This is a genomic window from Shewanella phaeophyticola, assembly GCF_025398315.1.
GTDB lineage: Bacteria > Pseudomonadota > Gammaproteobacteria > Enterobacterales > Shewanellaceae > Shewanella > Shewanella phaeophyticola.
The window spans coordinates 2,120,043-2,142,397 of sequence record NZ_JAODOQ010000001.1; the positions used below are offsets into that span (position 1 = coordinate 2,120,043).

The following is a 22,355-nucleotide window of genomic DNA, read 5'->3' on the forward strand; positions in this document are numbered from 1 at the left end:
ACTCCTCAACCTATTAAATAAACCGCTTTGCTTGATGTCATTTAGTCTTATCGTTACCCTAACAGATTATCAATCATCACTCGAGCCAGATTATGCTTAACGTTCATACCATTCCAGCATTTAATGATAATTATCTGTGGTTAGTCCACCAATCGACAAGCCAAGATGCTTATATTGTCGATCCCGGTTGTGCTCAGACTGTGATTGATTATTTGGCCACAACAAACTTAAATTTGGTCGGCATACTGATCACTCACCATCATTCTGATCACACCGGTGGTATTGAGCAATTACAACAGCACTTTAATCACACCTTAGCGGTATACGGCCCAAGTAATGAACACATTAAAGGCATTACACAGCCGTTAACCATTTCTACCCAAGACACGATTACCATCCCCTCATTAGGCCTGGTACAAATCATGTCGGTGCCCGGTCATACATTAGGTCATATTGCTTATTATATTGATAATAAATTGTTTTGCGGCGACACATTATTTAGTGGCGGCTGTGGACGTTTATTTGAAGGCACCCCAGAGCAAATGCTGCAATCATTAAAGGTGCTATGCCGTTTTCCTGACAACACTCAAGTCTATTGCGCACATGAATACACCCGAGCCAATCTGGACTTTGCCTTGCACGTAGATCCAACCAATCCTGATTTGATTGAGTATTCAGCAAAAGTGAATCCAATTACGTGCAAAAAACATCCCTTCCATACCTAGCACAATCGCCATAGAAAAAGCCATAAATCCTTTTTTACGTTGTCATAAAAATGCGATTCAGGTCGCAATATCAGCACAATTCGACATAGCTAATATTGATGAAATTCATACATTTACACTACTTAGACAATGGAAGAATAGTTTTTAAATCAACATGAAAACAGTTTAATAAGACAAGCTAAATATTTTAATCTACAATGCCAAACTGAACTAAAGCATGACCAAAAGAGTCTCATAGGCATTTGGTATGTTCTACCCTTTTTAGCCCTAGAGAACTTGAGGAAGTGTATCTTCAAATGAAAGCAAATTTATTCATAATTGCCGGCAGTATACTAGCAGTGACGGGGTGTCAAACGCTCCAAACCACTGCGCCGCAAACAGATAACCAGCAACAAACGGTCGCGGTAAATGTTAAATCGAAAAAATCTTCCACAGTCACCATTGAAGAAATAGAAGAGCAAGTCGCTGAGATCAATAACCTATGGTTGCGGATCAGCAATAAAATGGCATTTCCTATCCCCGACAACGCCTTAGTTGCTCAATATCGTCAATGGTATATCGACAACCCTAAACACTTAGAAATCGTCACACAGCGTGCTACCCCGTTTTTATACTATATTGTCGAGCAACTTGAACAACGTAACATGCCGATTGAGCTTGCATTATTACCCATAGTAGAAAGTGGCTTTGATCCTTCAGCTTATTCAAGAAGTCATGCTTCTGGATTATGGCAATTAACACCGCCAACAGCATTATCATTTGGGGTAAAAACCAACTGGTGGTTTGATGGCCGTCAAGATGTTGCTTCCTCAACAAAAGCAGCCTTAGATTTACTCGAGTATTTGTACCCTAAAATGGACAAGAATTGGAATTACACCATTGCGGCTTACAATTCCGGTGAAGGCCGAGTTTTAAATGCGGTGAAAAATAATAAGGCAAAAGGCAAACCGACTGACTTTTGGTCATTAACGTTACCAAGAGAAACAGCGCATTATGTCCCACAATTGTTAGCGTTAGCCGATGTGATAAAACATGCCGATAAATATGGCATCACATTAACGCCAATCGATAATGCAGCTCAAATTGAAGTCGTTAACATTGAAAGCCAACTGGATATCACATTGGCGGCAGACCTAGCGCAAGTTAACATTGATGATTTAAAAGCCATTAATCCAGGTTTAAAACGTTGGGCAACGGCACCACAAGAGCCACATCAATTGGTGGTACCTAGCGACAAAGCAGCTAACTTCAAACGTGCATTAGCCGCAATTGAACCAAACTCTCGCATAAACTGGGTGCGATATAAAATTAAGTCCGGTGACAGTATCAGTGAAATTGCAGACCAATTTGAAACTACAGCAACGTTAATTCGTAGCAGTAACGGTATCAAGGGCAATAATATTATTGCCGGAAAATTTTTAATTATTCCAGTTGCAGCTAAAGATCCTGATTTAGCCACCATGACAGCAGATCAAGTGTTAGCGCGTCAAACCGTGGTTAAGTCTAGCCCTAACAAGCAAACATACACTGTTAAGCCGGGTGATTCTTTATGGAAGATTGCGCAAACACAACAGGTCACTGTTGCGCAATTAATGCGTTGGAATAACCTTAAAAAACAATCAACACTGTCTGTTGGCAAAAACCTAGTGATTTACCCTAACGAAGTGACTGCAAATAACAGCAGCAAAGAGAAAACGGTAAACTACCGTGTGCAATCTGGCGATTCATTAGCGCGTATTGCCACTAAGTATAACGTCACCGTTGATGAGTTAATTGAATGGAACAGTTTACAAAAAAGTAAGTACATTCAACCTGGTCAAATATTAAAATTAATCGTGACCAACAGTTAAATTAACTGCTTAGTTTATATAAAAACGGACAAGCCATGCTTGTCCGTTTTTGTTTGTATGACATTTAGTTGATTAAATGCCTAACTTTTTAAACAAGCCATCTTTAAGCTTTTCTTTGGCTTTATCGGCTTCGTCTTTAAACTGGCCTTCGAGTAACGCTTTAGTGTCGATACCAAATTTAGGCTCTTGGAAAGTGCCTTTAATGGTTAACGGCACATCAATCCCTTTCAATGACTCATCAGTAGCGTCACTTTGACCTGAAAGCGACCCAACAACACTGGTCGTTAAGTTGTAATCCAATGCTTCTGAGGCAATGTTGGCTGTGCCTTCGCCTTTAATACGCAATAAAGGTGAAGCCATTGCAAGATCAGGATTGGTCACTACTGCCTCTTTCACCGTAAAGCTGCCCGTTAAGCTGGTAAAATCGGTTTTTAACTCTTCTTTATCGTCTGAGGATAAATCGCCTTTTAATTTTTGTTGGGCACTGCGGATCATTTGCGGAATATTCACCCCATATAATGAGCCATCAGCCACTTCAAACTGACCAACTGCATCGAGATTCTTTTTCAGTTTCTCAGGTATTAAACTCGAGCCACTGCCCTTAACTTGAAAACTGGCACTGCCCGAAAGTAAATCAACCTCTGCAGCATCCGTTAATAATGGACGAATATTAACGCCAGTCAGTGTCTTATCAAACTGATAAGTTGGCACCGCTTTGCGGCCATCTAGTTTGGCGCTAAGCGCTAATTTACCTTCATATAAGTCTGCAGTTAACGACGATAACGTTAATACGCCATTTTTTATTGCCATATTCATTTGCCAATTTTGAGTGAGCATATTGCTGACTTTAATTGACTTAGCGCTAAGGGTAACCGTTAAATCAACTGTCTTAAGTACTGATAAATCGGGTTCGCTACTTGTCACTGATGCTGTACTCTCTGGCGTGTCATCTGTGACCATGTCTTCAGTTGCCGTTTTTTGAGGTAACAACATATCTACATCAATATCACCAACATCTAAAGTCATGGCTATTTTAGGCACTGAATTGCCATAATTAACATCCACTTTACCCGTAGCGGCGATGTCCATTGCTGACAGTGTTGTCAATTGCAGTTCAATTGTTTGCGCATCTAAGGCCATTTGCAACTGAGTGGTCATATCAACCGTGATTGACTTTTTAGGTAAGCTGTCACCTTGAGCATTGTGGCTCATGGTAAAGTCATTAATGGTGATATTCTTTAGGGCTTGATCAACTTGTATTTTACCTTGTCCTGACGATGCCAATTGCATATCCGGTAAAGTCGCTGCAAACTCATAAGCAAAATCAGCAAACTTACCTAAGCTAAATTGACCTAACGTAAAGCTTTTTAAGCTAAAGGTTTGGCTGGTATCCGTTGCCATATCGATTAAGTTAATATTGGTATTGGTGAGTTCAATCCCGCCAATTTCTAACGTTTGCAGTGACATTTTGCTATCACTACTGTTAGGGGATGTTGCCGCATCGTCAGCAGGCTCTGAAACGCCCTCACCCGATAAACCATCAAAACTGGTTTTACCATTTTTTTGTGTCACTAAATTAAGCGTTAACCCATCGAGTTTTAATAAATCAACTTCAATTTGTTGGCTAAACAGTGGCATTAACGCCACATTAGCCACGGCTTCATTAACATCTAACATTGATGCCGGTGAAAAGTTTTCAGGGTTAGACAGCGAAATCCCGCCCAGCTTAATGCCAATGGAAGGAAAAACACTCCAACTCAAATCATCTTTAATTTGTAAATCTCGCCCAGTTTGCTTTTTAACCGCATCGACAATTTGCGGTTTAAAATTATTTAAGTCAAAAAACATCGTTAAATAGACAGTACTGCCTACTATGAGGATGAGCACAATTGCTAAGAACCACTTTACTGCTTTCATTGTTGCTTCCTTGTCTGTAATTTTTCTATTGTAAAATAGACAGGTCTAAGGATTGTTTACTTACTGCTATCCCATTTAAATCAGCATAAATCATCATGCCTGGAGCAATATTAATCCCTGCGATGTCGATATTTATGTTCACTTCGCCTACGTCTTTTTTATCTGTTTTAATCGGGTTACTTCCTAAGGCCTGCACACCAATTTGAATTTCATTAATGGTACCCACATCCCGAACACAACCATTGATAATGATGCCTTCCCAGCCATTGTCATAAGCATTGAGTGCTATCATATCGCCCAGTAATGCACGACGGCTTGAGCCACCACCATCGACAACTAATACTTTACCTTGTCCCGGTTTGGCTAACTCAGATTTCACCATCGAATTATCTTCGAAACATTTCACGGTGACGACTTCGCCAAAAAATATCGACTTTGCACCAAAGCTGCGCCATGGATTGGTTAGCAATGTCAATTCTTCGGGGTAATGATCAAATAAGTCTGGTAATAGATCTAACATAAGCCCTCCTTGGGAATCAAACTCTTAGTCTTAGTCTTAGTCCTAGATTACTAATAATGAAGCAATTCAACAAGTTTTGTTAACGATAGATCATCTATTGCTATTTTCAACGCCCAAAAGACTCAATGTTTTTACATTAATAATCATCAACACGTTAAAAGGTGACTTACCCCCTAATTTTGAATATAATTTTAGAAAATAATCTAGAACACCACACTTATGAGCAACGATTTAAATTTACAACAAATGATGAATGCGTTTGATGAGCTAGACTTTGAGCAACGCACTACAACAAACCTTGAAAACGCCCGTAATAAACAACAGATGACCGCTTATATTACGTCACTGGATTTCAGTTTACGTCGCTTACTGATCTTACAAGATTCGATTAATAGCATAGTAGAAGAAAAACAACTCGACCTTGTAAAACAAGAACATATTCAAACATACAAAACTAAAATAATTAATTTAGCTCGCCAATATAATATCGCTTACCAAGATGTCATTAATATTATGGTACAACTACGCAAATAAGCTTGGGAGATCATTTAATTTTAATCATATTTTGAGCTTTATTAACCATGTCATTTAATCTCAAATAAGCACAGAAAACACCACTCACCAGCTTTAGCTATTACATCACTGTTATAGGGAAAGGATCCCCTACAACTGTTGTCGTGGATACACTACAACGCGATTTTTGCCGTCATTTTTTGCTTGATATAGAGCTGCGTCTGCTTGCTCAATTAATTTAAAATCAGCCGATTTATGTAATGTATTTGTAGAGACACCAATTGATACGGTGACGTTGAGATGTTTAATGAAGCTATGTTAATTGAGCTATCGCAGTACAAATCGTTTCAGCTAATGTGGCTATGTGTTCTGCAGTTTCATCAATTATTAAACACAAAAACTCTTCACCACCGTAGCGTACACCAATTTTATTATGCCCATGACAATATTGGTTAATGGTCTCAGCTACCTTTAAAATCACTTCATCACCAAAAGGATGCCCATAGGTATCATTAATCTGTTTAAAGTTATCAATGTCGATCATTAATACCGTTAAAGTGTCGGCAGATGAAGATATCCTCGCTAGATTTGCAGATAAAAATAACCGATTTTTAAGACCTGTTAGCGGATCGGTTTGATTTTGTTTTGATAAGATTTGTTGATTTTTACGTAACACTAACTGTTGATTACGGATTTTAGTAAATTTTAAAAAGCTTTTTTGTGATTCAGACCAACGCCTTAAACACCCTATAACAGCGACAAAATACACTGCTATAAATAAAGTTAAATTATCAACCGCATTGGCAAAATCCTGACTCAGTTTTACAGATGAAATCAACGTAAGATGAGTCAACAACATTAACGTTAACAACATAAATGCTTTATTAAACGCCATGCGCGACAATGAGCCGACATACACTAATGCCAGTAAACCCGCTGATTGATAATGCTCGTCACCAAAAATCATTGCCAACTGGGCAACATAAGTGAGTGATGCAAAAACACTAAACACCAATACAAATTCACCGAGTTCTAAGTACTGTGGTGCGCGATGACGTAATAACAATAATATCAATACACAACCCAGAGACAACCCTATTTTGACCGCAATAACCAACCATAAATCTACGTGAATATGATGTATGTCGGACACTATGAAAAACAAATAAATGGGAATAACACTCAAGGTATACAGCGCGTAAGGCAACAACAAATGGTGAATTTGATAATGCCTAAAACGTAATTGAGTAAACGGTGTTGTGGCTATTAATGGCTTGATATTCAAAATTACCTCAAAATGCGATAGCAGCTAGTACTGTTGATTTGTAAGAACATCAATCTGTCACCTGAGTTTGGTTATTTTGCACGACACGCATAACTTGCTGCCTTAGCCAGCTTAATGCTTGATCGGTTTCAGTATTACTGTGCCAATAGAGGTGCGTATCAATGTCAGTTAAGTTAAATGGCATTGCACAAATCAATAAATTAGCATCGGTAAACTGCTCTGCGATTGACCGCGGTAAAGTCAGTATCAAGCGCGAGCCTAAAACCATCTTGGCCGCTGTTTGATAACTTTGACAACGGTATTTGATTAAACGATTTATTCCTTGCTGCTGCAACAGCAAATCCTCCATAACCCGTCCAATGGGACGACTAGAAACCGCGACATGTTCTGCCGATAAATAAGCCTGTTGGTTAACGTTGTTAGCGAGTTCTGGTTGTTGGCGAGCATCAATTAATACACAAAATGGATCCGATAAAAGCGGCATATGCATTAAAGGTGCATTAACGGCCTGTACCACATCAATTGCTAAATCAACCTCCCCATTAGAAAGCTGACGCGAGATATGTTCACGAGATAAAGCCATGCTGCAAATTTTAGCATGTGGGATCAATTTTGCTACGTGAGTGATCAATGCAGGCATCAACTGGCTTTCTAATGCTTCATGAATGGCAATGTTGAAGGTTTGTTCGGTGGTGAGTGGGTCAAACTCACCACACTGTTGTAATACTTGCCTAATGCGATTGAGGGCATTAATCAGTTGTGGCGCCATACGTTGACACGCAGCCGTAGCTTGCATTTGCTGACCTTGACGAACAAATAGCGGGTCATTTAACACTAAACGTAGCCGCTTTATCGCATGGCTGACCGCTGAGGGTGTAATAAATAACGACTTTGCTGCTAACGTCATATTCTGTTCAAAATACAAGGCTTCAAAGATTTTTAATAAATTTAAGTCAAGTTGCTGAATTGCTTTGGTATCGGCCATGTTTCTCTCAATGTCCAGCTTAACTATGTCTAAAACAACTATGAATTACATTCATTAATTACTGGCTAGTTATTTCATTTCGTTCACTTAGATTACTACGTTATGCTGACAACATAAACAGGCTTTGATCACGTTATTTTGCTTTTTATACCTTAGATCACACAGGACAATGCAATGAACATTTACACCACAAAAAAATCACAACAATATTTAACCAGAGTGAAATCGTTTGTTGAGCAACACATTCTGCCTATCGAAGCCGAGATTTTCACCGAAAATAGACGGCTTAATCACAGCAGTAATTGGACACAATGGCAATTATTACCTCAAATAGAAACCCTTAAAGCACAAGCTAAAGCCGACGGATTATGGAATTTGTTTTTACCAGATGCCACGTTAGCGCAAGGCCTAACATGTGTTGAATACGCCTGTTTAGCAGAAGAAATGGGGCGCTCAATCCTGGCTCCCGAAATTTTTAACTGTAATGCGCCTGATACTGGCAACATGGAAGTGCTTTATCATTTTGGAAACGAGCAACAAAAAGCCCAATGGCTTACGCCACTTCTGTCTGGTGATATTCGCTCAGTATTTGCCATGACAGAGCCTGATGTCGCTTCATCAGATGCCACTAACATGCAAGCAACCATTATTGAAGACGGAGATGATGTTGTCGTTAATGGCCGCAAATGGTGGTCAACCGGTTTAGGCCATCCAAACTGTGAGGTAATGATTTTTATGGGGCTGTCTCACCCCGATGCGGCAAAACATCAGCGTCACAGCATGGTATTAGTGCCGCTTGATACGCCTGGTGTCAGTATCTCCCGCATGTTAACCGCTTATGGTGACTACGATGCACCTTATGGCCATGGTGAAATGGAGCTCGTTAATGTGCGTGTATCTAAGAGGAATGTCATTATGGGGCTTGGCAAAGGGTTTGAAATAGCCCAGAGTCGTTTAGAGTACAGGTCGTATTCACCATTGTATGCGAGCCATAGGCGCGGCAGAACGGGCGTTGTCATTAGCCATTGAGCGTGGTCAATCACGGGTTGCATTTGGTCAACCCATCATCAAACTCGGTGGTAACCTTGAGCGCATAGCGCAAGCAAGAATAGCCATCGAACAAGCAAGACTGCTAACCCTTAATGCCGCATGGAAAATCGATAACCTCGGTGTTAAGCATGCTATGACTGATATTTCAGCCATTAAGGTTGCTGTGCCTAATATGTTAACTCAAGTGGTTGATATGGCTATTCAATTGTATGGTGGTGCGGGCATGAATCACGATTCGCCATTAGCCGGTTTTGCCACAATGGCACGCAGCTTACGCCTAGCAGACGAGTCCAGATGAAGTGCACATGGCGATGGTGTCACGTCTTGAATTGGCTAAATACAAATAAGGTAAACCAATGAAAACGAAACAACATGTGGTGATAACCGGTGCAGCATCTGGCTTAGGCAAAGCTTTAGCTGTCAAATGAAGCCGCTATGAATGCTGAAGTCTGTGTTGCCGATATTAATCAGCAAGCGGGTGAGCAAGTGTGCGAACAAATTATTGCCCAAGGCGGTAATGCTTTTTTTATCGCTTGCGATATCACCGACACCACCAGTATCAAAGCGCTGACACACGAACTGCAATCTCGTTGGCCGCAAATTGATTTATTAATTAATAATGCCGGCGTGGCATCTGCAGATAAAATTGCCGCCGAACCCATTTCGCAATGGCGCTGGGTAATGGAAATCAACCTGTTTGGTATCGTCAATATGTGCCAACAGTTTGTGCCTATTTTTCAGCAGCAAGGTTTCGGCAGTATTGTTAATGTGGCATCACAAGCGGGCTTAACCCCTATTCCGTTTATGGCCAGTTATAACGCTTCAAAAGCCGCGGTGGTGTCGTTATCTGAAACCCTACGGCTTGAACTTGCTGACGACAATATTAATGTGAGCGTATTGTGTCCCGGCTTTTTTAAAACCAACCTCGGCACTAGTTTACGTACCCAATTACCCACAATGGAAAAGCTCCTGGGCAAATTATTTGATAAGTCGCCAATCGATGCCACCCAAGTGGCTAATATTGCCTATCAGGGTGAGGCCAATAAACAGTTTTTACTGCTAACTCACCAACAAGGTAAACGTTTATATCAACTTAAACGATTGTTGCCTCTGCGCTGGTACTTTACTATCGTCTTAAAACAAACCTTACGGTTACGCCAATTGCTAAAGGAGGAGCAAGCTTAATGAACCAGCAATATTTAGATAAAGCCAAGTCAGTTCGAACTGGCGAAGAGCTTGAACCAGACATTATTGACCCATGGTTGAAGCAACATATTGGTGGATTAGAAGGCCAATTAAGCATTACTCAATACACTGGCGGCGCATCAAATTGGATCTATTGTTTAACCTATGACAATTGTCAGCTCATATTACGCCGCGCGCCAAAAGGCACTAAAGCCAAAGGCGCTCACGACATGGGTCGCGAGTATCGTTTACAACAAGCCTTAAAACCCGTTTATCCTTATGTGCCTGCGATGCTCGCTCATTGTGAAGATGAAAGCGTGTTAGGTACTGAATTTTATGTGATGGAAAAACTCAATGGCGTTATTCCTCGGCAAAATTTGCCAAAAGGCTTGCAGGTTACTCCACAACAAGCTCAAACACTGTGTACCAATGTCATTGATTGTTTAATAGAGTTACACAAAGTAGACGTCGATGCCGCCAACCTTAATCACATCGGTAAAGGTGAAGGTTATACCCAGCGCCAAATCGATGGATGGAGCCAACGTTACACCCAGGCTAAAACCTGGAATGTCCCTTCGGGTAAAAAGGTGATGCAGTGGTTACAACAACATAAACCCGAACATGAAACGATTTGCTTAACTCACAATGACTTTAGATTTGATAACGTAGTACTCGATCCTGATGACATCAGTAAAGTGAATGGCGTACTTGATTGGGAACTGGCGACATTAGGTAATCCGTTAATGGATTTAGGTAACACCCTTGCCTACTGGGTTCAAGCCGATGATGACTTTCTTGCGCAAATGACACGTCGCCAACCTACCCACCTAAAAGGCATGTTAACGCGTAAGCAAGTGGTTGAATATTATTGCGATAAAATGAATATTTCCATTGATGATTTTCGATTTTACGAAGTCTTCGGTTTATTTCGCTTAGCGGGCATTGTGCAGCAAATATATTACCGCTATCACCATAAACAAACCCGAAACCCTGCGTTTAAGCAGTTCTGGATTTTTTCGCATTACTTAATGTGGCGCTGTCACCGCGCAATGAAACAAAAGGCATAAATATGGCGAATATCTATTTCATCCGTCACGGTCAAGCCAGTTTTGGCAGTGACAATTACGATAACTTGTCGCCATTAGGTCACAGCCAGGCACAACATTTGGCTAAGCATTTTAATCAACGCAATATTCGCCCTGATCAGGTTATTTGTGGTGATATGGCGCGCCATCTACAAACCCGTGATGCATGCTTAGCCAGCTTGTCAGCGCCTTTAATGCATAACGGCTTGCAAATAACTCCTGCATGGAATGAATTTGACCATGAACAAGTGATTTCTGTTTATCGCCCAGATTTAGCGAGCCCCGAGGCATTACAACACTACCTAAAACAACAACCCTCACCTGCTAAAGCATTTATTACCCTCTTTAGCCAAGCCATTAGCCAATGGCAAGACAGTGAGAATACCGCTCAATACCATGAATCCTGGGAGCATTTTAGCCAGCGCGTTACCCAAGGGTTATCCCAGTTGATCCAACAAGCTGACAAAGAAGAAACAATATTTGTGTTTACTTCAGGCGGTGTGATCAGCAAGATAATTATGCAAACATTAGCGATACCTGAAAATAAATTTTTCGATATAAACAGACAATTGGTTAATGCGAGCGTGACTCAACTACAACTGAAAAGCCAACATTTAAACTTGATCACCATGAACGAGCATGGCTTTTTTGATGGTGATTATCGTCATTTATACAGTTTACTTTAGCTAATGATAGAGACAGAAAACATTACAACACATGCGTCATGATAGATGACCTCATTAAAAACAATAAAAGAGCATAATATGAAACGGATCAACATACTGATAACAGGAGCGAGCTCTGGTTTAGGACGTGGCATGGCAATTGAATTTGCTAAACAAAATCATAATTTAGCCTTGTGCGCACGCCGTATAGATCGCTTAGCAGAATTAAAACAAGAATTACTCAGCGTAAACCCTAATATCACTGTGTTAATTAAAACACTAGACGTCAACGACCACCCACAAGTCTTTGAAGTGTTTAATCAATTTAAACAAGAGTTTGGTCAGTTAGATCGCGTCATTGTTAATGCGGGTATGGGTAAAGGGGCATCGATTGGCAGCGGATATTTTGAGGCAAACCTGCAAACGGCACAAACTAACTTTATTGCCGCGATAGCCCAATGTGAAGCAGCAATGACTATTTTTCGTGAACAAAACAGCGGTCACCTTGTCACTATTTCTTCAATCAGTGCCGTCCGTGGCTTTAGACGCGCGATGACAGTCTATGCCGCAACAAAGGCTGCGTTAACATCACTCACTGAAGGTATCCGTATTGATGTGATGGGAACACCGATTAAAGTCAGTTGTATTCACCCAGGCTTCATTCGTACTGAGATAAATGAGAAAGTCAAAACGGTTCCGTTTATTGTCGACACAGAAACGGGATGTAAAGCGATGGTCAGCGCAATTCAAAAAGAAAAAGCGACCGCCTATGTGCCTAGTTATCCATGGCACTTTTACATTGGGTATTACGTATTGCACCAGTCAGCACCATTCGTAAAATGAGTTAATCGCACTATTAGTTATAGGGTTAATGAATGACAGGACGCTTATTACATTTTAAACATATCGATGTAATAAGCGTCATTCAATGTCGTAAAAAATGGTGAATGAGCCTGCGGTAGTCTTTATGTCGTAGAGTATGATTGATTTTGTGTAATTAGAAGTTGTTCAAAATCACTTACAGAAAGTGGTTTTGCTAAAAAATAACCTTGGCCTAGTGTACAACCAGCATTAATAAGTAATTGTTTTTGCTCTTCAGTTTCAATCCCCTCGGCAATGACTTGCATATTAAGCTTACCTGCCATCACAATAATCGCTTCACACAATGCAGCATCTTTATTATCGATAGACATATTTTGCACAAAACTTTGATCAATTTTTAAGTAATCAAACGCAAAATTCTTTAAATAAGAAAATGAACAATATCCTGTGCCAAAATCATCGATGGATATGGTTATCCCCTGCTGGCGTAATGTTTCAAGCGCTTCGACCACTTCAACCTGATTATCCATGAGCAAATGTTCGGTAATTTCAATCGATATAGCCTCGCAGGGTATACCTTGTGCAAGCAAAGAATCGGCTCAAGCTTTAACCAGTTTGCCTTCATTTCGGTATTGCACTGGAGAAGTGTTAATACTGATAGATAAATCTGCACAATGACGTTGTCGCCACTCATGCACCTGTTGTGACACCTGGGTGAATATCCATTCACTGATCTCTACAATAAGGCCAATCTCTTCAGCTAAAGGAATAAACTCCATCGGAGAAATTAACCCTTTTTGTGGGTGTTGCCAACGGATTAATGCTTCAGCTTTTGCAATACGATGAGTATGTAAATCAACAATAGGTTGGTAAACCAAATGAAATTGTTTTTGTTCAACCGCGGTGCGTAAATCGTCGATGAGCTCCATTCTTCTTAGAAAGTCAGTACTCATATTTTCTGTAAAATAATGAATGCTATTACGACCACGTGTTTTGGCTCGATACATCGCTTGATCCGCATTCGTCATTAAAGCGTCAATAGTTAAACCATCATTAGGGTAACAAGCCAAGCCTATACTGGCTGTGCAATAAAAGTTTTTATGTTCTATTACATAAGGTTGTGCCAGTGTGGTTAAGAGCTTTTGGCCGATTTTATCGATATCTTCGGCTGAAGTAGTCCCCACAAAAGCGATAATAAATTCATCGCCACCTAAACGCGCGACAATATCGTTTTTTCGGATGCTATTTTTAATTCGGCTAGCACACTCAATAAGCACACTGTCGCCTGCTGCATGCCCCAAAGAGTCATTCACATCTTTAAATTTGTCTAAATCAAGCATTGCTATTACCAATTGCTTTTTATCTCGCTCAGCATTATCGATTGCGTTAGAGAGATGCTCATTTAATAAATGTCGATTGGGTAAATGAGTTAGATTATCGAAATTAGCCTGATGCCAAATAATGTTATCCGCCTTGTCTCGTTCGATGGCAATGCGTGTCAAATTAACAAATTGTGCAACTAAATCAGATTGGTTTTCAGTTGGTATCATAGTGGCATTAAAATAAATCGCAATCGTGCCGATAATATTGCCATTATGGCTAATAATCGGTTCAGACCAACACGACACCAGTTGAGCTTTATGGGCTATTTGCGCCCACGCTGTCCAATTAGGATGTGTCGCAATATCGGTTACAAGGACTCTTTTTCCGAGCGCTGCCGCCTCCCCGCACGAACCTACGCCCTTTGCGATGGGAATAACGTCGACAGCCTCTTTATAAAATTCAGGCAACCTGGGCGCAGCAGCTAAGCGCAATTGTGAGCCTGTATCGTCGACTAAAGAAATACTGCACAGTGTCCCTGGCAGTTCATTTTCAATGCCTTCCACCACAGCTGATAACACTTTAGATAATTTGCTCGAACTGGCGATTAATTCCAAAATAGTATTACGAAGTTGGTTTATTTTATCCTTTTCTAAAAGTTGGCGGTTTTTACGCTGCATAAATATCGAAAAGATTAATGAAAAAATCCCGGTAACCACAAACGACGCCATGATGAGAGGCAAGGAAAAATGCTCAAAATGTTGGTAAGTTAATACTCCAGCAATAGAAATTAATAAGCCATTAAGCACACATGCGATCACTGTCGGTAATAAATAAAAACTGGCGATAATAATAGGAAAAAGCCAAAAAATTAAATCGCTGCCCACAATATAAATACCGAATAAAATATTAACGTGAGCAATGATGGCAAAAAGACCGCTAAAGAGTTTAACTTTGCTGGTAAACCAGACACCAATAAAAATGATGGAAATTCCGCCTACAGCAACGAGATCGACAATAATTCGTAATTTATTGTATTCGAATATACTTTTCATCAAAAATGGCGATAGAATGAATATTGCTGCAGCGGTCACAGCAAGTAATATTTTTTCTTCTATCGAGCGGTTTTCCATTTTCATGGTCATATTTGAAGGGCATCCTACGAGAGTTCAAACAACTAATTATGCTACATTAGCACATATGAAAAAACATATTTGTACCGAGTTAACGTTTTCAACTAAATATTATAATTTAGTATGTTATACAAACACTTCTGTAATATAGTCAATTTGTTTTATTACATATTCTCGTCTATTTGACCACCATAGTCACAAAGGGATAAAACCAGTACAAGCTTACGCGAGTAACACATTAATTGTTATGCAGCGGAGTGGTTATGCAAGAGAAAACAAAATGCTGAACATAATGTTCAGCATTTAAGAGTAGAGTTGAGTCATAAAACACACTTGTGGTCATCATTTATCCACTATGCTGCAACAACTTGCCGGGCTTTACGTAAAGGATGTAAACGGTTATGCATTACTTTAATGGTATCAAACTGGGATAATGATTTACTGTCTGATAACTGGCAGTGTTGAGATAAAATCATCACGGTGGCAGCCTGTAAGCCATTATCGATAACAAGCGCCAACACTTTAGAATAACCGCACTTTAACTGGAATAGCTTACCAACTTCACAATATACACATTCATCACTTTCATCAAAAAACCAAGATTTAGGCATTTGTGATTGTAATAAAAAGTGAGCGGCAGTGGCATTTAACGCTGTTTGAACAATACCCGCATCAGAAATATGCAGGACTTTTGGCAGGGTTTCGAGCATTTTAATATAAAATTTTGCGTGTTCAATGCTGAATTCAGCTGCAGTTAATGCATCTGGAATGAGGATTTTTGATTTGTATGGGGTTAAGAACTCCATCTCGGAACCCAATGAAATACTCAGCTGCTTGCAAGTCTCATTGTATTCCCAATGCCAGTCCTTATTTGGCATTAATAACATGGTCGTCTGCACCTAAATAAAAATGAACACCAGAGCATAATAGATGAATTTTCACGCAATATCAAAATTTAATTATAAATTATAACATAAGTATCAGGATGTTAGCGCGATCGAACGATCAAAAATTCGATCGCGGCATGATTTTTGATCAATAACTTAGCAATTTAGATGCTATTTTGCACAATATGCATTAACGATCTGATCAATCAATTTAGGACCTTGATAAATAAAACCTGAATAAATCTGTATCATTGCAGAGCCAGCATCAAATTTAGCCAGTGCATCTTCGGCACTATTGATCCCACCCACTCCAATGATCGGGATCTTACCTTGTAAACAGATCGACAATTGCTTGATCACTTGAGTCGATAAATCAGTCAAAGGTTTACCACTTAACCCGCCCATTTCTTCTGCATGCAACAATCCTGTTACAGCATCACGATTTAATGTGGTATTGGTTGCGATAACGCCATCAATTTGATTATTAATTAACGAGTCAGCAATGGCTTGGATTTCATCACCAGTTAAATCAGGGGCAATTTTTAACGCTACAGGGACATATTTGCCGTATTTGTCGGCGAGTTCTTTTTGTTTGTGTTTAATTGAACCCAGTAAATCATCTAATAATTCACCGTATTGCATTGCACGTAACCCAGGGGTATTTGGCGATGAAATGTTAACAGCAATATAACTGGCGTATTGATACACTTTTTCCATGCAAATAAGGTAGTCATCTTTGCCCTGCTCTACTGGCGTGTCTTTATTTTTGCCAATATTAACACCCACCATAATATCTGATTTTTTAGCAATCAGATTGCGCACTAAATTATCAACGCCTTTATTGTTAAAGCCCATGCGATTAATAATGCCTTTCGCTGGCTTTAATCTAAACAAACGAGGTTGGTCATTACCTGGTTGTGGACGAGGTGTAACTGTACCGACTTCAATATGGCCAAATCCCATCGCATGAAACGCATCCATCGACTCGCCATCTTTGTCCATACCAGCAGCAAGCCCAACAGGGTTAGGAAATGTGAGTCCCATGCACGTTACTGGTGCAGATTTAACCTGTTGACGATAAAAACAATTTAACGGTGTGTTTCCGGTCATTTTCAAGCTGCCAATCGCGAGATTATGCGCTAACTCGGGATTCATCTGAAACATGACTTTTTGTGCGAGTGTGTAAAACATGGTTTCTCCTAGACCTAAAAAAAGCCCCGGCAATCGCCAGGGCTTGTTTACATTATAAAATTACTTCTGACCTTCGCAATGCAAAATCAGTAAGTTCAGTTCTCTTAGGGCGACTGAGAACTTAGCAAATTCATGATTTTGAGAAACTTTAAAATCAGCAAGCATATGATACCAACGCTCCAGTAGTGGCTTATTGAGTGTTATCCATTCATTAATGACACTGTCTGCATCGCAGTTATCTGAACACGTACGTAATACAGCAGAACTTAACGCACGTTGTTGCCAATCTAACTCTTCTCTAAATGCTGCACGGGCAAGCGCTTGCCAATGATTCGCAACAGGTTGAGCACTGATTTGTTCTAAGAACCAATGCAGTTCAACTTTGGCGCCGAGTTTAAAGTATGTTTCAGACACTAACTCAAGCGTTTTGTCTTCAAGTTGCGCGATTTGGGCAATGTCTAACGCAGAGAATAATGTGCTCATTTTTGAGACAATTTGCGCTACCGACTCTGGTACATTTTCGTTGGTTAGTGCAGTAATCTCAGCAGAAATGGCAGTCACTTCGGCTTCAATCATGTACTGTTCAACGTTAGCTTTAAGCTGTTCAAATACTGGCTTAAAGAATGCGACTGTTTGCTCAATATCATTGGCACGATTACGATGACGAATAAACCAGCGACATGCACGGCGCATATTACGGCGTAATTGGTGCAACATTTCACCTTGCACATGTGCAGGCACTACACCATTTAAATCCGTAATTGAAGTGGTTAACTCATCAAGTCCAAACACTTCTCGAGCCATAGTATAACAAATTGCGGCTTCGGCAACTGTTGCACCGGTCTCATCTTGCATACGTTGTACAAAATTAAAGCCCATATCATTCACTAACTCATTGGCTAATGAAGTTGCAATAATTTCACCACGCAGTGGATGTGCTGTCATTCTATCGGCATATTTGGCTTGTAACTTTTTCGGGAAATAAGCCACTAACAATTTACTTAAAAATGCATCTTCAGTGATTTCTGGGGTCACTAATTGCTCTTTAAGTACCATCTTAGCGTAAGCCACTAATACTGACAGTTCTGGACGAGTTAACGCACGCCCATTCGCTAAACGTTCAGCTAAGTCATCATCGTTTGGTAAAAACTCAAGGGCGCGATCGAGTTTGCCTTCTTTTTCAAGATACTGAATAAAGCGGATTTGCTCTTTAAGCTGTGACACACCATGCACTTGGGTAACCGAAATGGTACGTGTTTGATCTTTACAGTCTTGAATAACGATGTCGCTGACTTCATCGGTCATATCTTCAAGTAAACGGTTACGTTGTTTAACCGTTAACTCGCCTTCAGCGACTAGTGTGTTCAAGAAAATCTTGATGTTTACTTCGTTATCAGAACAATCAACCCCGCCGACGTTATCAACGAAATCAGTGTTCATGCGACCACCGCTAGCACAGTATTCAATACGGCCTAACTGGGTACAACCTAGGTTGCCGCCTTCGCCAATAATTTTAGCGCGAACCTCTTTGCCATTAACACGTAATGCGTCGTTTGCACGGTCGCCCACTTCGGCATGAGTTTCTTTGCTCGACTTAACATAAGTACCAATACCACCATTCCAAATTAGATCCACTGGCATTTTCAGTAGCTCTTTTAACAGTTCAGTTGGATTCATGCTGTCTTTTTCAGTTGCCAGCATCTTTTTAATTTCTGGCGTCAATTTAATTGACTTAGCAGAGCGCAAGAAAATGCCGCCGCCTTTAGAAATCAGTTTGGCATTGTAGTCTTCCCAGCTTGAACGAGGTAACGCAAATAAGCGTTGGCGCTCAATATAACTTTGTTCAATATTTGGCGTGGGATCAATAAAGATATGCATATGGTTAAAGGCTGCCACTAACTGAGTTTGCTCAGATAGCAACATACCATTACCAAATACGTCTCCGGCCATGTCACCAATGGCTAAAGCAGTAAAGGGGGTTGTTTGACAATCTACACCAATTTCACGGAAATGACGTTTAACCGATTCCCATGCACCGCGCGCAGTGATCCCCATCTTCTTGTGGTCATAACCGTTACTGCCACCAGAGGCAAACGCATCCCCTAACCAGAAGTTGTATTCAATCGCAATGGCATTGGCAATGTCAGAGAACGTCGCGGTACCTTTATCTGCGGCAACAACGAGGTAGGCATCGTCTTCATCGTGACGCACCACATCAACAGGAGGAACCACTTCACCGTTAATAATGTTGTCAGAAATATCTAATAACGCACGGATAAAGATACGGTAACACTCTTGCCCTTCAGTAAAGAAAGCTTCGCGTCCGCCTTCTGTTGGCAGCTGCTTACACACAAAACCACCTTTTGCACCAACAGGCACAATCACGGTGTTTTTAACTTGTTGTGCTTTTACTAAACCTAGTACTTCAGTACGGAAGTCTTCGCGACGATCTGACCAACGTAAACCACCACGAGCCACTTTTCCGCCGCGTAAATGTACACCTTCAACACGTGGTGAATACACGAAAATTTCAAATTTAGGCAACGGCTTAGGCATTTCTGGGATTAAACCTGGCGCAAACTTAAATGAAATATAATCTTTTGCTACGCCGCCCATGGCAGTTTGATAAAAGTTAGTTCGCAGTGTTGCATTAATTAAATCTAGGTAGCGACGAATAATACGGTCATCATCAAGACTTGACACGTCATCTAGTTGAATATCGATTTGTTCTAGGAACTTGCTCAACGTGCGCGTTTTAAGCTTAGGGTTAAACTTACGGATGAACATTTTCACCAGTAAATCAGCCAATTTAGGATAACGGCTGAACGTTTCTTCGATATAAGACTGACTGAAGGTTGCATCAATTTGACGCATATACTTAGCATAAGCGCGTAAAATAGACACTTCACGACCGCTTAACCCAGTAGACAACACCATGCGGTTAAAACCATCATCTTCAAGTTTCTTCTGCCACACTTGTAACAATGCAGTTTGGAAACGATCTTGGCTGTCTGCAAGGTTTTCTGTGGCTGCACCTTGCACTGTCATTAAAAAATCTAAAATCCAGAAAGTCGCACCGTCATTGGTTTTTACTTCGTACGGACGTTCATTAATCACGCGTAAACCAAAGTTTTCAAGCATTGGTAACACGTCAGACAAATGAATAGGTTCGTCTTTATGGAATAGCTTTAAGCGAACTTTATTGTCGTTTAACGTTGTTTCTTGTGGCTGATAGAACAACATACCCAGTTTATGGTCGTCGTCTAATGCTTCTAAGTGTTGCATATCGACTACGGCAGAGCTGGGTAATACATCGTCTTTATAGCTTTGCGGGAACGCATTTAAATAACGTTTTGTTAACCCTGTACCCGCTTGCTCACCCACTTCATTATTTAATGCTGTGTGTAATTTGTCTTCCCATGATCGAGCAGCTTCGATGAGATTTTTTTCAATTGCAGCCACATCAACATCCATATTGTTATTATCAACTTTGATAATGTAATGAGTTCGAGCCAAGGTTGACTCAGAAAAATAGGTTGTGAACTCAACGTCTTCATTACTGTTGAAATGTTGAGCCAAAATGCGTTGGGTATCTTGACGCAATTTAGTGTTGTAACGGTCTTTCGACACATAAACTAAACACGATAAGAAACGGCCAAAACCATCTTTGCGAACAAATAGTTTTAATTTATCACGGTCTTGCATTTCCAAAACGCCATGAGCCATAGCAGCCAGCTCATGATCTTTGGCTTGAATTAACTCATCACGCGGCAAGTTTTCAAGAATATTCATTAACGCTTTGTAATCGTGCGAGCGCGGTGTTAACCCTGAATTATCAAGGATACGTTGAATCTTTTCACCTAATAGCGGTATTTCGCGTGGGCTACGGTTATATAAATTAGAGGCGTATAAACCGATAAAGCGATCTTCACCAACCACATTCCCTTTTGAGTCAAAACGTTTAACGCCCACATAATCGACATAAGCAGGACGATGAACACGGCTTTTAGCAGAACTTTTGGTTAACACTAATAGGCTATCATTTAGCGCTTCTTTACGTGCGGTATCAGATAACGTCGATAATAATAAACCACGTTCTGAATGCGAGTGTTTAGAACGGTTCATTAACCCAAGACTTGATTCAAGATCAGGTACGAGTTCAACATCACCTTCTACGCGCTTAAGTTCGTAGTAACGGTAACCTAATAACGTGAAATGGTGCGCGTTTAAGTAATTTAAAAAATCAATAGACTCTTGTAATTCAGCTTTTGCACCAGGAAAAGGGCGCGAAGGTAATTGTGCGATGGTGTCCGTTAATCTGTCTGTCATTAATTGCCAGTCGTGAACCGAGGCGGCAACATCTGCAAGTACCGACTGTATTTCTTTTTCTATCGTTTTAATGTCGGCATCGCTATTTTGCTTATCAATTTCAATCAAAAATACTGCAATACTGCCACTGTCCTCAGTCGCGTCATTTAAAAAAGACACGCCAGAAACAATATTGCTTTCACGGCTTACGGCCAACGGCGTATGTAACATCACATGAGCAGTAATGCCCATCCGATTTAACGCCATGGATAATGAGTCAACTAAAAACGGCATATCGGGTTGAATAATCTCGATAATGCTGTGAGTTGACTGCCAACCATGTTTTGCTTGGCTTGGGTTAAACACGCGAATGTGGGTGTCATCCGGTGCAGTTTTATTAAGTGCATTCCAAAGGCTCACTACAGCACCATATAAGTCACTGTCATTACGAGCATTAAGATCGTCTTTTGACATATGGGTGTAGAGACAATGAGCGAGTTGCTCAACTTGTTTAGCCTGAGAATGAGGGATTTTGGTGTGAATTAGGTTAACTACATTTTCAAGTAGTACTGAAGGCATTGCATCTTTCAAGGCCATGTTGCAGATTCCTTAAGCGTCTATGGCAGCGCTCTTATCATTATATGGATGCTTCGGCTTGTTGATTCAGTCGGTCCGAGTCATTTTAATTATCACGTATACAACTGTTTTATGTTTAACAAAAGAAACTCATATTTGAGATCTGCAGCAAAGTTTATTACTAAATTGCTGCTATATCGAGGAAAATTTTAGTGGTACAGCCTCTGTTCAAGCCTTATCGCGCATAGATAATCGTTTAAAATGACAATAAAATCGTTTGTACAGACTAACTATGCAAAATAAAAAAGGGAGCTAAGCTCCCTTTTATATTTAATGCT

The 22,355-nt window shown here is 40.4% G+C and carries 13 protein-coding genes and 4 pseudogenes; 8 read left to right on the plus strand and 9 right to left on the minus strand.

The features are described from left to right. The first annotated feature begins 92 nt into the window (after positions 1–92). Together gloB and N4T56_RS09890 are read left to right on the plus strand one after the other, a co-directional pair. Positions 93–873: pseudogene (gene gloB, locus N4T56_RS09885) on the plus strand (hydroxyacylglutathione hydrolase). Positions 874–1,021: 148 nt separating this feature from the next. Next, positions 1,022–2,575: a lytic transglycosylase gene (locus N4T56_RS09890; protein WP_261733107.1), complete on the plus strand. Its 1,554-nt coding sequence runs from the start codon at positions 1,022–1,024 to the stop codon at positions 2,573–2,575. A gap of 72 nt (positions 2,576–2,647) precedes the next feature. On the opposite strand, the gene N4T56_RS09895 is transcribed toward N4T56_RS09890, so the two are convergent. Beyond that, entirely contained in the window at positions 2,648–4,492 is a 1,845-nt protein-coding gene (locus N4T56_RS09895) for an AsmA family protein (RefSeq protein WP_261733108.1), read from the minus strand. A 25-nt stretch (positions 4,493–4,517) separates the two neighbouring features. Then, positions 4,518–5,012 carry a putative 4-hydroxy-4-methyl-2-oxoglutarate aldolase gene (locus N4T56_RS09900; protein ID WP_261733109.1) on the minus strand — a complete coding sequence of 165 codons (495 nt, stop codon included), beginning with the start codon at positions 5,010–5,012 and terminating at the stop codon, positions 4,518–4,520. Positions 5,013–5,231: 219 nt separating this feature from the next. On the opposite strand from N4T56_RS09900, the gene N4T56_RS09905 reads away from it, so the two are divergent. Beyond that, positions 5,232–5,546, plus strand: a complete 315-nt coding sequence (locus tag N4T56_RS09905) for a hypothetical protein (RefSeq protein WP_261733110.1) — start codon at positions 5,232–5,234, stop codon at positions 5,544–5,546. Positions 5,547–5,675: 129 nt separating this feature from the next. Here the strand turns inward: N4T56_RS09905 and N4T56_RS22745 are convergent, their stop codons facing one another. The 3 genes from N4T56_RS22745 to N4T56_RS09915 are packed head-to-tail and all read right to left on the minus strand — an operon-like array spanning position 5,676 to position 7,795. Further along, on the minus strand, positions 5,676–5,834 hold the full coding sequence (locus tag N4T56_RS22745) for a diguanylate cyclase (protein WP_390904116.1): 159 nt from the start codon (positions 5,832–5,834) through the stop codon (positions 5,676–5,678). 4 nt (positions 5,835–5,838) lie between these two features. After that, on the minus strand, positions 5,839–6,810 hold the full coding sequence (locus N4T56_RS09910) for a sensor domain-containing diguanylate cyclase (RefSeq protein ID WP_261733111.1): 972 nt from the start codon (positions 6,808–6,810) through the stop codon (positions 5,839–5,841). A 49-nt stretch (positions 6,811–6,859) separates the two neighbouring features. After that, the gene (locus tag N4T56_RS09915) at positions 6,860–7,795 is read right to left on the minus strand and encodes a LysR family transcriptional regulator (protein WP_261733112.1); all 936 of its coding nucleotides are present in this window, start codon (positions 7,793–7,795) and stop codon (positions 6,860–6,862) included. A gap of 174 nt (positions 7,796–7,969) precedes the next feature. On the opposite strand from N4T56_RS09915, the pseudogene N4T56_RS09920 reads away from it, so the two are divergent. The 5 genes and pseudogenes from N4T56_RS09920 to N4T56_RS09940 all read left to right on the plus strand — a co-directional run bounded on the left by N4T56_RS09920 (position 7,970) and on the right by N4T56_RS09940 (position 12,628). Next, a pseudogene (locus tag N4T56_RS09920) lies at positions 7,970–9,192 on the plus strand (acyl-CoA dehydrogenase family protein). Positions 9,193–9,280: 88 nt separating this feature from the next. Further along, on the plus strand, positions 9,281–10,030 hold the full coding sequence (locus tag N4T56_RS09925) for an SDR family oxidoreductase (protein WP_261733113.1): 750 nt from the start codon (positions 9,281–9,283) through the stop codon (positions 10,028–10,030). Then, positions 10,030–11,097 (plus strand): phosphotransferase family protein, encoded by a 1,068-nt coding sequence (locus tag N4T56_RS09930; protein ID WP_261733114.1) that lies wholly within the window; start codon positions 10,030–10,032, stop codon positions 11,095–11,097. The genes N4T56_RS09925 and N4T56_RS09930 overlap by 1 nt, the downstream gene beginning before the upstream one ends. A gap of 2 nt (positions 11,098–11,099) precedes the next feature. Beyond that, a complete protein-coding gene (locus N4T56_RS09935; protein ID WP_261733115.1) occupies positions 11,100–11,801 on the plus strand; it encodes a histidine phosphatase family protein in 702 nt (233 codons plus the stop codon). 78 nt (positions 11,802–11,879) lie between these two features. Continuing rightward, positions 11,880–12,628: pseudogene (locus tag N4T56_RS09940) on the plus strand (SDR family oxidoreductase). A 117-nt stretch (positions 12,629–12,745) separates the two neighbouring features. Here N4T56_RS09940 and N4T56_RS09945 read toward each other — a convergent pair. From N4T56_RS09945 to N4T56_RS09960, 4 genes and pseudogenes are all read right to left on the minus strand, one after another. Then, positions 12,746–15,067 (minus strand): annotated as a pseudogene (locus N4T56_RS09945) (putative bifunctional diguanylate cyclase/phosphodiesterase). Between the two features lie 341 nt (positions 15,068–15,408). Further along, complete coding sequence (locus N4T56_RS09950; protein ID WP_261733116.1) at positions 15,409–15,942, minus strand: cell division protein ZapC; 534 nt, start codon at positions 15,940–15,942, stop codon at positions 15,409–15,411. 171 nt (positions 15,943–16,113) lie between these two features. Continuing rightward, entirely contained in the window at positions 16,114–17,133 is a 1,020-nt protein-coding gene (gene pyrD / locus N4T56_RS09955) for a quinone-dependent dihydroorotate dehydrogenase (protein ID WP_261733117.1), read from the minus strand. 60 nt (positions 17,134–17,193) lie between these two features. Continuing rightward, positions 17,194–22,038, minus strand: a complete 4,845-nt coding sequence (locus tag N4T56_RS09960; protein WP_261733118.1) for an NAD-glutamate dehydrogenase — start codon at positions 22,036–22,038, stop codon at positions 17,194–17,196. Between the last annotated feature and the right edge of the window lie 317 nt (positions 22,039–22,355).